Origin of the sequence: Paenibacillus pabuli NBRC 13638 (genome assembly GCF_001514495.1) — a bacterium.
Classification (GTDB): Bacteria; Bacillota; Bacilli; order Paenibacillales; family Paenibacillaceae; genus Paenibacillus; species Paenibacillus pabuli.
In genome coordinates this window covers 61,394-75,563 of the sequence record NZ_BCNM01000012.1, presented here as the reverse complement: position 1 = coordinate 75,563, position 14,170 = coordinate 61,394, and the positions used below count along the sequence as shown (strand labels likewise).

The following is a 14,170-nucleotide window of genomic DNA, read 5'->3' as shown; positions in this document are numbered from 1 at the left end:
TAAAAGTAGTGTAATAAAAACATTTTGTTAGGTTTTGTTATTATTAAATCAAATAACTTACAAAACAAAATTAACATGATAATCACAATTCAGTCAATCTGTTTTGTGATTTATTTTTTATAGACCTTTTTCACTACACCAAAAAGACATGAAGCCCAATCTCTCCATGTCTTTTCACCAACGTCTTTTCCCAACTCTTTTGATATGACCAGGCTGTTTCTTACTTCAAATTTCGGATACACATTCATTCACTTCATTGTAATATGGCATTGTACTCGTCACGTATGATTAGTTCCGAATAGATCAATTTGCGTTCGTAGGGACCTTCCGGATTCTCCATACGCCACAACAATTGGTCCACTGCCCGTATCCCCAGATTTTCCTTGTTAATATGAAAGGTAGCGAGAATAGGTTCTTCAGAACGCGTATTATCGAACCCGGTTACTGCACATCGTTCAGGCACCGCAATCCCCCTGCTTTGGAGTACACCAATCACAACAGCAGCCATGTAATCGTTGGCACATACCATCACTTCGGGGATGTCTTCCATCTTCATGGAGGCAATAGATTCCCGAATGTGGTTCAGATCAGGACCCAGAAGATATGCTTGCTGCGAGGCTTGCAGCTGCATCTCTTCCAGTGCCGAACGATAGCCGAACCATCGCTCTCTGAAACTGGCTGCATCAGGAAGTTCTCCGGCAAACTGTAACCGCCTGTAGCCTTTTCCAATAAGCATCAGCACCAGTTCCTTCATGCATTTCATGTTGTCCGTAAACACCGTATCTCCATGGATTGCCGGGTCTTCATGATCAACCATCACAAGCGGAATGCGCAGTCGGTAGATTTCGAGCAGTACGGATGTGGAGATGGAACCAACGGTAATAATCCCACTGATGGCTTCAGGATTAAGAACTGAAAACATGCGATCCGAAGAAGGCTCGGTTAAGGTCAGGATGTCCATGCCCTTCTCATTCAAACGTGCAGATATTCCGTCAAAGATGGGACCCCAGTATAGAGATGAGCGATTCTGCGAACGGATATTGGGAAACAAAATTAAAATTGTCCCGTGTCGCTCTCCCTTCAACTCCTGTTCTGCAGGAATTTCCACGAGGTAACGTTTCGGTTCAGCTTTGAAATATCCGAGCTGTCCTGCCGTCCTCACAATCATCTCCCGGGTATGTTCACTGACACCGGGTTTACCTGTCAACGCACGAGAGACTGCGAATTTGGATACCCCCGCAGCATCGGCAATTTGCTGCATGGTTACTCTTTTGCCCATCCTTCTCACCCGTTTTTCCTTTATTTTTCATTTAGTGTAGCATAAAAAAAGAGTTCTAACCAAACATGTTATGAAGTTTTTCATTTTGTTAGGTTGATGATTTGCTAAGAATGCTGAAACTTTCTCGAATAAATCGCAAAAAAAGTTCCTCCACCACCTTCACAATGAAGATGATGGAAGAACTCTTCCTTTAATTCAAAATTATACGCCCGTTGCTCCCTGATCTCCCAGTTCGGTCTGTAATGCCCTCCGCTTTCTGCGCCAGAATACCGGAAAAGGGGCTTTGATCTCCGTAATCAGAACACCAATGAGCATCAACGCCGCCCCCATATACCCTTGCAGTGTAAGCAACTCCCCTTGAAAGGTAAACGCAAATGCTGCGGCGAATAACGGTTCGAGCGAAAAGATCAGACTCGTTCTCGTTGGTGAAGCATGCCGCTGGGCCAGAGTTTGCAAAATGTAGCTAATACCACTGCACAGTACTCCCAGACCCATAATCGCTGCCCAAGATTGGGGTGTATCAGGCAGACGTGGTGTCTCCAGCAGAAATGTAGCAGCCAACGCCCACAGGGCTGCAACGCCCAGTTGAACCGTTCCCAAGGTTAGCGGATCATGCCTCGGCGTATACTTGCCAGCAATCATAATGTAGATCGCGTACATTAATGCTGCGAGAATGCAAAGGATATCCCCCATGTGCAGGCTAAGCTCATGTTGAAGTGTCAACAATGCAAGCCCGGTTACCGCCACGAGAATACTTATCGTTAACCGCAAATCTGGCATTCGCCGATGCAGAATTGTCGTCAGGATGGGTACAAAAATCACGGCCAAACTGATCAAGAATCCCGCCTGGGAAGCCGTTGTACGCTGTACTCCATACGTAATAAATACAAAGGCCGCGAATAAAGCTGTTCCCATGATAGCCCCTGCTGCAAGCGTTCTGCGATTCATTTTGAACAGTCGCCGATGGAAAAGGACAGCTGCCGCGATAAAGGCAATGCCAAACCGGAAAGCGACCAAATTCAACTCCTGCATGGACTCCAGTCCTGATTTCATAAACAGATAGGACGATCCCCATATTACCGTTGCGAGCAGCATCTGCAAATCCGCTCTTCTTGATGCCTGACCATGTGGTGCACGTGCTCCGTTCATCTTGCTTCTACCTTCATTCTATGTAGTGTAATCTATCCGAGGCTCTGTCGAAGTAACTCGCCTTGGCAAGTATAAACGATCTCTTTGCATTATAAAAATGAATATTTATAATAGATAATATGAAATTAACTCATGCATTAAATGAAGAGAGGAACTAAATCTTTCATGTCATTGGTCAAATACGAAATTCTGAATGCCGTAGTCGAATACGGCAGCCTCACCAAAGCAGCAGAAGCCCTGAATATTACCCAATCAGCGGTCAGTCATGCGATCGCCAGTCTGGAGACCGAGTGCGGTTTTTCGCTGCTGAATCGAGGCCGCTCCGGTGTACGACTTACTGCCGAAGGGGAACGGATTTTGGGCTATACTCGTGAAATTCTGCGCTGGACGGAACTCATGAACCAGGAGATCTCGTTGATTCGCGGAGCCGAGATTGGAACCGTGCGCATTGGCACATTCGCCAGTGTATCTACGCAGTGGCTGCCTGGCATCCTGAAGCAATTTCGCCTGCGTCATCCCGGAATCGAAATAAAGCTGTGGGAAGGGGACTATGCTGAAATTGAAAGCTGGCTGGCTGGAGGTGCCATCGATCTCGGCTTTCTGTCCCTGGGGGATGCTTCCCCTTTTGAGACGACTCCATTACAAAAAGACAGGATGATGTGCATCCTGCCTTTGGAACATCCACTCGCTACGGAGAAGTCTGTCTCATTTGATGTATTGCTGGAACAGCCCTTTATTTTGCCTAAATGGGGCGGTGATAACGAAATCGAACGATTGATTCGCCAGCATGCAGCCAAGCTGAATGTCGTCTATGAAGTCGCCGAGGATCAGGCCATCATGGCGATGGTTCGAAACGGTCTTGGCATCAGTCTTTTGCCTGAAATGGTTCTGCAGCACCATACGAACGAGCTCGCTCTCGTTCCGCTCACAGGAGATCCTTATCGTACCATTGGCATCGCCTGCCCGTCGCTCACTAATCTGTCCCCTGCATCGCGTCGTTTTATTGAAGCGGTACAGGAATGGCTCACTCCATCGTTTTAACCTGTGACGTTACTAATAAATTGTATAACACCAATGACCAGCATGAAAACAAATACAATGGCAATCATAATTGCAAAACCAATCAGGAAGCGTACGCCGGGTGAGCGTCTGTTCGCCTGTTGAGCTCCTGCCAGGTAATCCAGCTTCTGTTCAATCCTGTCAAGTCTCTCGCGCACCTGATCGAGTTCGTGATTCGAGTTCATCCAATCATCTCCTTAGGTTAGGTGTTATATAGCCAGATAAGCCAGGTTTAGTCCCACACCCGATCCAGCTGATCGGCATAGAAACGGATTGCTCGGCTGTAGTCGGTTATTCCCTTATCCCTTGATGTATCTGCCAATTGCAGCAACAGCCGTCTCATTGCTTCCCCATGTTCGCCCAGATTGTAGTGTACCATGGCCAGAAAAACTTCAAATTCCCGGTTCTCCGGGAATTCACTTAACCCTTTTTCAAACCAAGCCTTCGCCTGCGCATACTGCCCCAGAGTGCGATACGTGCTGCCTAGTCCAAGGATGGCGCCTGCCCTGTCCTCAACCGGGAGTCCAAGACGCAGAGCCTGTTCGTAATGTGGTACCGCTTCGCGCTCCAATCCAAGTGAATCATGCGCCCAAGCCAGCTGATACCATACCTGTGCGTTCTCCGGTTCTTGCAAGGTCAGTGCCTGCAAGAGCTCTATCGCCTCCTGCACTTTTCCCTCCGTCCTCAAAAGGATAGCCTGCTGTAAATCATTCATCTACTCCACTTCCCATTCTTCCAAAATCGTTTTCCATAGTATAATTATAACAAAAAAACACCCCGGGAAATATTTTGAAACAACCATAGGTTGTCCATACGTATTCCGCAGCGTGCTTTTCATTTTACAAAAGCAGTTGATTTGTTCATGACCAGGTTGTATTCGCTACCATCACGATAAATACAACCATGAGATAATTGACAGAGATCAGAAAGTTAACCTTTGCCCATTTTTCGTCATCCTGTGTTTTGAGTCCGCTTAGGGTGTGTACAAACCAGATGAGACTTCCAATGCCGGAGACAAGCAAGAACACAAGCCCAACGTAGTTATAGTAATACAGCAGAAATACAGAAGGAAGCAACAGAAAAACGTAAGGAATCATCTGAAACTTGGTACGCTTGACGCCCTTGACTACGGGCAAAAGGGGGAAACCTGCTGCACGATATTCCTCCACTTTGCGAATTCCGAGAGACCAGAAGTGAGGCGGCTGCCATAGAAATAACAGTGCAAAGAGCAACCAGGCACCCACATCAATCTGATTGGTAACTGCGCAATAACCGATTACCGGCGGCATTGCACCTGCAATTCCGCCAAGCGACGTACTCCAGGTCGAACTGCGTTTGAGCCACATCGTGTAAATCACGATATAGGCAAACCACCCGAGCAACGCCATCCATGCGGACAACGGATTAACCAGGAAGTACAGCAGCACTACACCTGCCACACCAAGAACAAGGCCATACCCGAGTACAAACTTGGGCTTGAGATGGTTAATGTAATCAATCCGTTTTTTGGTGCGCTCCATCTTCTGGTCCAATTCACGGTCCCAGTAGTTGTTAATCACACAGGCCGAAGCGATGACCAAGGTTGATCCAATTAACACCATGAGGAGAGATATCCATGAAATATCCCATTTTGAAGCGACCCAGAACCCTACCGCCACCGCAAATACATTCAGCCGTAAAAGTCCTGGTTTCGTTAAAGCAATCATGTCTTTAAGCATGGTAAGCCTCCTGAACTATGTAAAAACACCATTCCTATAATGATACATGTACCTACCATCAATTACAATCTCCTTCATGAATTTGTCATAACCAAAAAGCATCCCTCACGGTTGAATGAAACCGGAGGAATGCTTAAACGTTGCATGTTCATGTCGTTTTAAGGGATGTACTGCTGTACAATTTTGATCACTTTGCCATCCTGCACAGTGAGGTGATACGGGAATACCGACAGATCAAGAATATTCGTATTATCATACAATGATTCGAACTTGCTGAGCGTCACCGACTCATTCCATTGAATGTTCGTACCTTCGACTGTGCCATCACGATCGTACAATTGCATCAATACCTCTGCATTCGGACTTACTTCAACCTTTTCCTGCTCTTTGCTGTCATTGACAATATAATATCCATCAGGCGCACCATCTATACCCGAGTTCGGATTGCGTTGTTCAAAAATTTGATCTGCTTCTGTCCCCTGGTACCAGCCAATCTTGTCTACAACCAAGTACAGTTTACCATTCTCTTTCTGTAAATCGTCCACATAAGCTGTAAACATCTCGGAGTTGGCAGCTTGGGATACTTGAGCAGAATCCGTACTCTCCTCGGCATTCGCTGGTGTAAGCAAATATGTAGCAAGCACAATCATGCCAAGCAATGCAACAGCCGCACCCAGCAATCGTAATTTCCATTGTTTCGCCGCGTTCTTCATAGGCAGCATCTCTCCTTATTATGAACGTTAGTATTCCTTAACCGGAAGGCTTCTCCTTCAAACGTTCATATGAAATATTTAATTCTGTTTTCTACTCACCCTATCTTAACGGGTATGCCATCTATAAAAGTATCAGCCAGATGAAAAATAGTTACAATACGTGTCATCAGTTCTGTACAGCCATCTTAACAAAAGAAAAGCAACGTAACCAAAAAGAAACCCTGGATGTCATAGCCTCCAAGGTTTCTGTTGGTTTAGCTTTTGGTTTCAGCTCGATCTTAGTGGTTCGGAGCCGCTCCCTGAGCCAGACGTACAAGCATATGAGCCAACATGTGGCGTTCTTCTTCTTTCCCAACGTTCCACAATTCCTGAAGCAATTTCTCTTCACGGTTACGCGGCTCTTCCCGGGCTGCCAAATAATCGGCTACCTTCTCGGCGATTTTGGCCATTTGCTCCTCGCCCAGTCCAATTGATTCACCCATCGCAATTCGTTTGCCTAAGTATCCTTTGAACGCATCAAAGTTCTGTAAAATATGTTCTCTTTCCTCCGGTGCAATCTTTTCAATGGCATTGTCTACCTTGTCGGCTGCAACTTGGCCATCTTTATGGATGACATGATCTTGTTCATTCATCTGAAAAACCTCCTTGAGAATATGTGCTTTGTGGAGTTCAAGCAAATTGCTTAAACATACCAGGTTATCTATAATATAAACCTTTCGCTGGAGATTAATCAGACATTTCTATCCTTTAGCCATGGGTTGCTCCTCAGCCTTGCTTCGTAATCGCCACACCGCCAGAGCTCCCCACATATACAGTATCGCACTCAGATAGAATAATACATCAATCGTCAGCCAATCGATCAACACACCGCCGACAATGACGGCAAATCCGGAAGCAGCAGATGTCCAAAAATGATAATTTCCAACAGCTGGGCCCCGCTGCCCAGCTACCGTATAATCGGCAAGCAACACCCGTTCACTCATCCGCTGCATCGCATTACATATCCCCATGATGATTTGCAGTAGAAGGACCCAGATATAGGATGTGACCCATGGAAATGCTATCATGGCCGCAGCCATCCCCACGGCACTTACGATGAGCCACGGTTTGGCTTGTCGATCCATCCGAGGAGCGAGCCATTGCGAAGCAGCTGCCGAGCTAATCGTAAACACGGCAAAGGCAAGCCCGTATTTGGAGAAGCTGTTACCCAGATTTTTGAGAAACAACAGATAATAGGGATAAATCATACCCGAAGCGAGGGTAACGATACTTTGAGATCGAATAAGCCACTTGATATTCATGGATGATGTCCTCCATATTCCTCCATAAAATAATTCATAAAGAGATGATCGGGGTCAACCTTTTCTTTGGCTGCAAAAAACTCATTCTTCCGCGGATAGGCCTGTTCGAATTGCTCTGAAGTCGCATAACCTGCATAAGGCAGGTAATATGTTCCGTTATATCGAAGGACGGTATCCATTAATTGCTGCATACTGCCCTTGAACTTTCCTTGTTCTGTCCCGGACAATGAAGCGTGAAATAAACAGACAAGACCGAACATATCCTGTCTTGCATATGAAAGCACAGCTTCTTCATCATGTTTCACATACCTGACCGTAATGTTAAGCAGATCCAACTGCTCTTGGGAAACAATCTCTCCCATCTCCTGAACAAAGGCCGGGAAGGCATCCACCGGAATAAAATATTCCTGCAGCAGATCATTTTCACCCGGCTGATGATACTCCATGAAAGCAGACGCAGAAGCCATGGCATTGTTGCGGCTAAGCCTCTTGCCATCCTGTGACTCGAAGTATCGCTGTTGCAGAGGCCAAAACCACGCCCGGCCCCATTCGAATTCACGGTTCAGGTTGAACAGGAGTTTGCTGGGAAGTACGCCCCTTTCGCGTTCATCCAGATGGTTATATTTATCTAGTGAAGCGGTTGGATCAAGCTCATAATTCAGTGCGTACATTTCATGAAAGTAGCCTTCACCGGGCTGAACTGAAATTCGGGCCAGATGCATTCGTTTCATCGGGTCTCCAAGGACATTTTTTTGAAAATAAGACGGGTAGTCCCTAACTTGCACCTGCTCAGTCGTAAGACGATAAACTTCATTATCCGTTAACGTCAGAGTAACGTCCAGAATCAGGCCAAAAAGTCCATAACCTCCAAGCACCAGTGGGAAAAGCTCAGCATTCTCGGTGCGGCTTACGTGCCGAATCTGACCATCGGCCGTCAAGAGACGAAAGGAATCTACACTTTGAATCAAGGAACCCTGACGAAGCTCCCGACCATGTGCATTTACACTGATGGACCCGCCTACCGTGAAAATATTCTGGGACTGCATATTTTTGACGGACAATCCATAAGGATTAATGGCTCGCTGTACGTCTGCCCAAGTCGCACCCGCCTGTACACGCACCTTTTTGGCATCGGTATTGACTTCCAGCACTTTGTTATAGGAGGTCATATCAATAACCATGCCATCTTTATAGTAGGTGTGGCCTCCCTGACTATGACGTTGTCCTGCAATGGATACCGTCAGATTACGCTTTCGGGCGTCACGGAGCAGTTCAACGAGCTGCTGCTCTTCATGACCCTTCACAACACGTTCAACCTTAACCGGGTGAAGTCGACTGTAGTCGGTAATCAGATATGGATTCTGATCATCGCTATTGGTTCTCTCATATGTCCACACACATAAAAACAGAAGTAACAGGAGCACGCTCATTTTTTTGACCAGCTTAACTCCTCCTCCCTTACATTCAACGTTTCAATTTGATCGCATTGGTTAATCGTTTACATATACATTAAAGAGAATGGATATGTTAAGGAACACCTTAAACATACCTGAATAAGGAGGAATTTACCATGAGCGAGCCTAAAAAAGAGCGAGAAAAAAAAGACCTCGAACCTGGTGTCAATACCATTCTGCACCCCGATCCCCATAATCCCGGGCCAACGGACATGATTGAGGAAGCTGTAGGAGAAATCGTCGACAATATTACCCACCCCAGCAAAGCCAAAAGAAAGAACGATGCCCGCGATAAAAGCCAAAATTAATCGTCAACCTTCGTCTGACAGCACAGTTTGCATACAACGTAAAAAGTCCTCCAACCTCAGTAACAACGGTCGGGGGACTTTTGATTTGTTTCATTTTTTTATAACGATAAACGGGTTTGTTCACCCTGAGCATTTATATTGGTTTCACTTAGGTTTTCCTTCTTCATCTGCTGCAATGCCTTATGAATCCAGATCGCAGCAATTGATCCCTCACCCATAGCCACAGTCGCCTGTTCCGCGTGCAGGCCCAAATCCCCTGCAATCCATACATTAGGCGCTGCTTGCATACTCCGCGGGTCGGCTTTCACATGTTTATTATCCGCGATGACGGCTCCAAGCTGCTCCGCCAGTTCATAGTGCACACGATTGCCTCCAAACGCGATAAAACCGCGTTCCGACTCATAAATCTGTCCATCTTCCGTCAATACACCCGTAATATGGCCGTCTTCCATCTGTTGCACTTCTTGAACCGCTGCCTCAAGATAACGAACCCCCGTCTCTTTCATGCTTCGATGAAGCTGTGCCGAGATCGGCGACTGCTCATGATTGATGTACAACAGGTCACGGGTACGTTGAATTAAAACCATGGCCATGTTTGCCCCCGCTTCACCTGAACCCAGCAATATCGTTCGCTGATTCTGAATTTCATATCCATCACAATCCGGGCACACATATACGGTTCGACCCAGCGTAGGCGTTAATCCCGGGATGTCTGGTATCCTGTCCGTTAGTCCAGTTGCCAGTAAGACTGTTTTTGCCATATATTCAGAGCCGGAAGAGCCGAACAATTGAATCTGTTCTCCCCGGCGTCCTGCCTTAAGGATACGGTCTTTCTCAAACTCCACTCCAGTCTGCTCTGCCTGCATTCTGCCTTTGGAGCGCAGCTCTTCACCGGATACTCCATCAGGAAAACCAAGAATATTATGATAGGTTCGGCATAACGTTGATCTGCCTTCTCCTGCGTCCACCACCAACACCCGATGGCAAGAGTAACGCCCCATCTGAATGGCTGCCTGAAGTCCTGCGAGTCCTCCACCTACTATGATGCAATCATACTCTCGCATGCTCCATCTCCCTCCTATGCTTCTATCTCTTATATGTTATTGGACAGTTCACTATCCTTCTATCCATTTACACCGTTCAACCAAAATCAAACGTAATCCGTTACAACGTAGCTTTTACCAAAATAAAATAACCCAAACCATCCGTCTGAATAAACGGTGCGTTTGGGTCGGTTGAAGTAAAGGAATTCAGAAAATGTATGATTCAAATCGTGATGCGTTCGAAATGGCATTCCATACATCAGCCGTCTCGCCGCCCATATACCAGTAGGCCAACCCAGCAATGTTACGCTCTCCGCTCATCATTACTTTGGCGGATAAGGAACGACTGTCCTCTGCCCATATATATCTTGGTGTTCCGTTACTCTTATATCCAATAACATATTGAACCAATGCAGCATCCCATTGTCTTACGGAACCTGAAGCTCGTGCACGCATACCCTGTTCTGCCAGGGTAATGTCCCATGAACTGGCTGCCGGATTCACCGATGACCAATCACGTGTATACAAAGGCAGAGCCAAAATCGTTTTGGCGCGAACTACCTCAGCGAGCATCGTATCCAGAGCCTGTTCAACCCAAGGAAGAGATGCCACAGACCCTGCTTGCGGATCGCCGTTCCAATGCTCCTCATATCCCATCAGTACCATATAATCCGATACGGCGCCCAATTGGGCATAATCAAATGCATCGGTCCAGTCTGTGCCCAGATCGGGTGATACATCCACGGATACAACAGCGCCCAGTGCATGCAGAGCCGTTGTCAGCGAAGTAATAAATGCGGTCATTCCTTCACGATCAGCTGGCAGGACGTTCTCGAAATCCACGTTAATGCCATCCAGTTGATATGTTTTCACAAAAGATGTGACCTGTGAGATCACGGCTGCCCGGTTAACCGAACTGGCTAACATCTGGTGAGTAAGGTCCGGGTTGGAACGATTGCCAAGCAGCGGCCATACCTGTCTGTCTGTAGCAGCTGCCCAGGATAACAGGGACGTGTCTGTGAGATCCGTGATTTTCATACTGCTGTTCAGGAAAAACCAGCGGGGAACCAGTGTGTTTGCTTCTGATTGTTCGATCTGCTTCTTGAACTCAGCAGTGGAGGCGTTATATTGCCATCCCAGCTGAATACCGAGCTGATCCTCGCTTTTCAGCTGACTTGACCAGGTTTTCTTTTGTAAAATGGCATCCAGCATAACTGCAGCCTCTTCTCTGGTCACCTGATCATGTGGACGAAACATGCCGTCACTGCCGCGCATCAGGCCAAGCTGATATACAGTCTGCACATAAGGACGTGCCCAGTTCGATATCTGAGCTGCATCGTCATATGTGGAAGACAGAAGATTCGTTGATTTGGAGGATTGCTTCAACATCCTCACCAGCAGTGCAGCCGCTTCTTCCCGCGTGATGGAGGCGTTCGGCTGGAACACGCCCTGACTCTTGCCCTCCAGAATGAAAAGATTGGTCATGGCTGCAATGTTGCCGTAATACCACGCATTCATGCTGACATCGTTATAAGGATTAATATGGTTTTTTACCGGTTTCAACCCCAGTAGTCTCACGGCAAATGTTGCAAATTCAGCACGAGTGACCGCCTTTTTGGGTTCAAACATATTCTCGGAGGTGCCAGCAGCAATTCCTGCCTTGACCAGATGTGCAATGGCCTCCTTGGCATAACTGGAGGTTGTATCCTGGAACCCCTGCTGAGCCGCTGCTGCCTGCGTTGTCGATTCACCGATCGAGAATGATCCTATGGCCAGTACGCCGCACAATACAGCCTTCCATAGCTTTCGCCGGGTACGTTTCGTTATTCTATTATTCACATCAAAAAGCCTCACTTCAATGGAGTACGATCTACATCATCGTATCAAATTGAAGCAAGGCCGTATGTGGTTAAATATTGGGAAATTCGCTGAACCATGGCACCTCAATCTATAAAGATTCGAGGTCACATTCGGGTTTTGGACGAAAGTCTTACTTGTGTACTTTTACACGTTGATCAATCGGTTGGAATTCTTTTTCGCCCGGTGCTGCTGTTGGTTTGCCGAATGGCATTTGGGCGATCAGTCTCCAGTTCTCCGGAATGTTCCATTCCTGTTTAACTTTCTCATCAATCAGCGGGTTATAGTGCTGCAGGGAAGCTCCCAGACCTTCTTGCTCCAATGCAGTCCAGATCACCAGCTGCAGCATACCATTGGATTGGTTCGCCCAGATCGGGAAGTTATCCGCATACGATGCAAAATTTTGTTGAAGCTGTGCGATCACATTGTTATCTTCGAAGAAAAGAACTGTTCCGTATCCGCTGCGGAATCCGGCCATTTTCTCAGCTGTGGATTGGAATGCTTCTGCATTGCCAACCACTTCACGCAAGATTTCTTCCGTGTGATTCCACAGTTTGTCATGTTGTTCACCGAGCAAAACAACAGCACGAGATGTTTGTGAGTTGAATGAAGTCGGGGTGTATTTCACCGCTTCTTCCACGATTTCCTGAATTTTAGCATCCGAGATCGTGGATTCCTTGCTGATTCCATAATAAGATCTTCTGTTTTTCAACGCTTCAAAGAAAGATGTAGACATTAATATTCAACCTCCCAAAATGGTAATTTTCCTCATTGCCAACATAGTAACTATAATATAGTAACATACATTAGTCAACAAACTATTTTATTTTCACCAAATGTACATTCATGACATACATTTATGAAAACACGTTAACAAGTTTGTTCATAACTCCACTTGGTTTTATCCTTCATTCGTCTTTTTTGCGATAATCAGTGCGATATTTCTCTTCCGTAGACGAGTTACTTTTGGTCTGATCCTTATCCTTCTCTTCCTGTGCTTCCATATTCAGATCTTCCATTGGAATCGGGTCTACGGATTGTTCTTCTTCATGAAGGTCAAGCAAACTTTCCTTCTCCGTTTGATACTGCTCTGGATTGTCACGGAAACGTTTCGGATGGGTATCGTTGTTATTTTGATCCGGTGTGCGCTCTTTCATTCATGATCGCCTCCTCTTATTTCATTACCCTTTCTTTACCTGTTCTGCATTTCTTCTAAACACAGTAATGTCGATAATGTCGATTTACTTAACGAAAAAGAACAAAAAAAAACAACCAGACAAGCTGGTCGGCTCCACGAAGACTTCTATGACTGGCGATTTTACCCGGCAATTTCTCAATTCTTCATGAAAATAATAAATCTCATAGTGTGGATGTGAATGGAATCCATCTGACTTTCCCGGGTTATATTATGGGATCGCAGCTTTAACCCTTCACGGCGCTTCCAGCCACGCCCTGGATGATATAATGCTGTCCCACCAGGAAGACGATGATCATCGGGATAATGCCTGCCGTGGCAGCGGCCATCATGCCGTTGTAGTCCACATTGTTCTCCAGAATAAAGTTCTGCAGTCCGAGCGGCACGGTGTACAGGTCTTTGTCGATCAGGAACACGAGCGCATTCTCATAGTCATTCCAGTGCCAAGAGAAATCAATAATCGCCAGTGTAGCAAGCGCAGGCTTCGCTAAGGGTAGAACAAGCCTGAAGAATATGCGCAGGTGACCGGCACCGTCGATGAACGCCGCTTCCGAGATCTCCGAAGGCACCGATAGGAAGAATTGCCGCAGCATAAACACCCCAAAGATCGTGAACATTCCAGGCAGGATCAATGCCCAATGCGTGTTATATATGCCGACCCACTCAAACATCAGAAACTTCGGTACAAAGAGCACCTGCGGAGGCACCATCATCATCGAGAGATAGATCAGGAACAGTGTCTCCCGGCCTTTGAATTGAATCCGTGCGAAGCCGTAGGCTGCGAAAGCCGAGAGAAATACAGCTCCGATCGTGCTAATTAACGATATTTTCAACGAGTTCAGATAATATGTCGCAAAGGTATCCGCTCCGCTCCAAACCTTAATGTGATGCTCCCAGTTCAGGCTGGAGGGTATCCACTGGATGGGATAGGTGAATACATCTGCAGGAGATTTGAACGATGTGCTGATCATCCAGATGAACGGCATAATCATCAGCAAGGCAAAACCGGACATCAGAAGTGTCAATATGATTTTTCGAATCTGGGTCAAGGACTCCATGCGAACTATAGGTGAATGCGGAGCTGTGGGCTTCGC

Annotated in this window: 16 protein-coding genes; 2 read left to right on the top strand and 14 right to left on the bottom strand. The window is 46.5% G+C overall.

The annotated features are described in order from the left end of the window. Positions 1-253 precede the first annotated feature (253 nt). Entirely contained in the window at positions 254-1,279 is a 1,026-nt protein-coding gene (locus tag PPA03S_RS17170; protein ID WP_062324522.1) for a LacI family DNA-binding transcriptional regulator, read from the bottom strand. Between the two features lie 201 nt (positions 1,280-1,480). Beyond that, positions 1,481-2,428: a DMT family transporter gene (locus tag PPA03S_RS17165; protein WP_062324521.1), complete on the bottom strand. Its 948-nt coding sequence runs from the start codon at positions 2,426-2,428 to the stop codon at positions 1,481-1,483. Positions 2,429-2,593: 165 nt separating this feature from the next. Between PPA03S_RS17165 and PPA03S_RS17160 the strand changes: the two genes are divergently transcribed. Next, a complete protein-coding gene (locus PPA03S_RS17160) occupies positions 2,594-3,469 on the top strand; it encodes a LysR family transcriptional regulator (RefSeq protein ID WP_062324520.1) in 876 nt (291 codons plus the stop codon). Here the strand turns inward: PPA03S_RS17160 and PPA03S_RS17155 are convergent. From PPA03S_RS17155 to PPA03S_RS17125, 7 genes are all read right to left on the bottom strand, one after another. Then, positions 3,466-3,672 carry a hypothetical protein gene (locus tag PPA03S_RS17155; RefSeq protein ID WP_062324519.1) on the bottom strand — a complete coding sequence of 69 codons (207 nt, stop codon included), beginning with the start codon at positions 3,670-3,672 and terminating at the stop codon, positions 3,466-3,468. The two genes, PPA03S_RS17160 and PPA03S_RS17155, sit on opposite strands and share 4 nt — an antisense overlap. 47 nt (positions 3,673-3,719) lie before the next feature. Further along, positions 3,720-4,202: a tetratricopeptide repeat protein gene (locus tag PPA03S_RS17150; RefSeq protein WP_062324518.1), complete on the bottom strand. Its 483-nt coding sequence runs from the start codon at positions 4,200-4,202 to the stop codon at positions 3,720-3,722. 145 nt (positions 4,203-4,347) lie between these two features. Then, entirely contained in the window at positions 4,348-5,205 is an 858-nt protein-coding gene (cyoE, locus tag PPA03S_RS17145) for a heme o synthase (RefSeq protein ID WP_062324517.1), read from the bottom strand. A 158-nt stretch (positions 5,206-5,363) separates the two neighbouring features. Continuing rightward, positions 5,364-5,918: a hypothetical protein gene (locus PPA03S_RS17140; protein WP_062324516.1), complete on the bottom strand. Its 555-nt coding sequence runs from the start codon at positions 5,916-5,918 to the stop codon at positions 5,364-5,366. Between the two features lie 278 nt (positions 5,919-6,196). Next, on the bottom strand, positions 6,197-6,550 hold the full coding sequence (locus tag PPA03S_RS17135) for a DUF3243 domain-containing protein (RefSeq protein ID WP_062324515.1): 354 nt from the start codon (positions 6,548-6,550) through the stop codon (positions 6,197-6,199). A gap of 108 nt (positions 6,551-6,658) precedes the next feature. Beyond that, positions 6,659-7,219 (bottom strand): MFS transporter, encoded by a 561-nt coding sequence (locus PPA03S_RS17130; RefSeq protein WP_062324514.1) that lies wholly within the window; start codon positions 7,217-7,219, stop codon positions 6,659-6,661. Beyond that, positions 7,216-8,616 (bottom strand): FAD-binding oxidoreductase, encoded by a 1,401-nt coding sequence (locus tag PPA03S_RS17125; protein ID WP_245683646.1) that lies wholly within the window; start codon positions 8,614-8,616, stop codon positions 7,216-7,218. The genes PPA03S_RS17130 and PPA03S_RS17125 overlap by 4 nt, the downstream gene beginning before the upstream one ends. A 173-nt stretch (positions 8,617-8,789) precedes the next feature. On the opposite strand from PPA03S_RS17125, the gene PPA03S_RS17120 reads away from it, so the two are divergent. Next, positions 8,790-8,981 (top strand): hypothetical protein, encoded by a 192-nt coding sequence (locus tag PPA03S_RS17120; RefSeq protein ID WP_062324512.1) that lies wholly within the window; start codon positions 8,790-8,792, stop codon positions 8,979-8,981. 98 nt (positions 8,982-9,079) lie between these two features. Here PPA03S_RS17120 and PPA03S_RS17115 read toward each other — a convergent pair whose 3' ends face one another. The 5 genes from PPA03S_RS17115 to PPA03S_RS17095 all read right to left on the bottom strand — a co-directional run bounded on the left by PPA03S_RS17115 (position 9,080) and on the right by PPA03S_RS17095 (position 14,134). Further along, positions 9,080-10,045, bottom strand: a complete 966-nt coding sequence (locus PPA03S_RS17115) for an NAD(P)/FAD-dependent oxidoreductase (RefSeq protein WP_062324511.1) — start codon at positions 10,043-10,045, stop codon at positions 9,080-9,082. Between the two features lie 186 nt (positions 10,046-10,231). Beyond that, positions 10,232-11,863, bottom strand: coding sequence for an S-layer homology domain-containing protein (locus tag PPA03S_RS17110; RefSeq protein ID WP_245683645.1), 1,632 nt, complete (start codon positions 11,861-11,863; stop codon positions 10,232-10,234). Positions 11,864-12,014: 151 nt separating this feature from the next. Next, positions 12,015-12,617: a nitroreductase family protein gene (locus tag PPA03S_RS17105; RefSeq protein WP_062324509.1), complete on the bottom strand. Its 603-nt coding sequence runs from the start codon at positions 12,615-12,617 to the stop codon at positions 12,015-12,017. Between the two features lie 172 nt (positions 12,618-12,789). Further along, positions 12,790-13,038, bottom strand: coding sequence for a YczO family protein (locus PPA03S_RS17100; RefSeq protein ID WP_062324508.1), 249 nt, complete (start codon positions 13,036-13,038; stop codon positions 12,790-12,792). A 265-nt stretch (positions 13,039-13,303) separates the two neighbouring features. After that, positions 13,304-14,134, bottom strand: coding sequence for a carbohydrate ABC transporter permease (locus PPA03S_RS17095; protein ID WP_062324714.1), 831 nt, complete (start codon positions 14,132-14,134; stop codon positions 13,304-13,306). Between the last annotated feature and the right edge of the window lie 36 nt (positions 14,135-14,170).

Bases quoted from the DNA above. Each gene is read 5' to 3' on its own strand.
- PPA03S_RS17095 (WP_062324714.1), bottom strand. From the start codon at position 14,134: ATGGAGTCCTTGACCCAGATTCGAAAAATCATATTGACACTTCTGATG.
- PPA03S_RS17100 (WP_062324508.1), bottom strand. From the start codon at position 13,038: ATGAAAGAGCGCACACCGGATCAAAATAACAACGATACCCATCCGAAA.
- cyoE (WP_062324517.1), bottom strand. From the start codon at position 5,205: ATGCTTAAAGACATGATTGCTTTAACGAAACCAGGACTTTTACGGCTG.
- PPA03S_RS17115 (WP_062324511.1), bottom strand. From the start codon at position 10,045: ATGCGAGAGTATGATTGCATCATAGTAGGTGGAGGACTCGCAGGACTT.
- PPA03S_RS17150 (WP_062324518.1), bottom strand. From the start codon at position 4,202: ATGAATGATTTACAGCAGGCTATCCTTTTGAGGACGGAGGGAAAAGTG.
- PPA03S_RS17155 (WP_062324519.1), bottom strand. From the start codon at position 3,672: ATGAACTCGAATCACGAACTCGATCAGGTGCGCGAGAGACTTGACAGG.
- PPA03S_RS17120 (WP_062324512.1), top strand. From the start codon at position 8,790: ATGAGCGAGCCTAAAAAAGAGCGAGAAAAAAAAGACCTCGAACCTGGT.
- PPA03S_RS17140 (WP_062324516.1), bottom strand. From the start codon at position 5,918: ATGAAGAACGCGGCGAAACAATGGAAATTACGATTGCTGGGTGCGGCT.
- PPA03S_RS17130 (WP_062324514.1), bottom strand. From the start codon at position 7,219: ATGAATATCAAGTGGCTTATTCGATCTCAAAGTATCGTTACCCTCGCT.
- PPA03S_RS17135 (WP_062324515.1), bottom strand. From the start codon at position 6,550: ATGAATGAACAAGATCATGTCATCCATAAAGATGGCCAAGTTGCAGCC.
- PPA03S_RS17105 (WP_062324509.1), bottom strand. From the start codon at position 12,617: ATGTCTACATCTTTCTTTGAAGCGTTGAAAAACAGAAGATCTTATTAT.
- PPA03S_RS17170 (WP_062324522.1), bottom strand. From the start codon at position 1,279: ATGGGCAAAAGAGTAACCATGCAGCAAATTGCCGATGCTGCGGGGGTA.
- PPA03S_RS17165 (WP_062324521.1), bottom strand. From the start codon at position 2,428: ATGAACGGAGCACGTGCACCACATGGTCAGGCATCAAGAAGAGCGGAT.
- PPA03S_RS17160 (WP_062324520.1), top strand. From the start codon at position 2,594: ATGTCATTGGTCAAATACGAAATTCTGAATGCCGTAGTCGAATACGGC.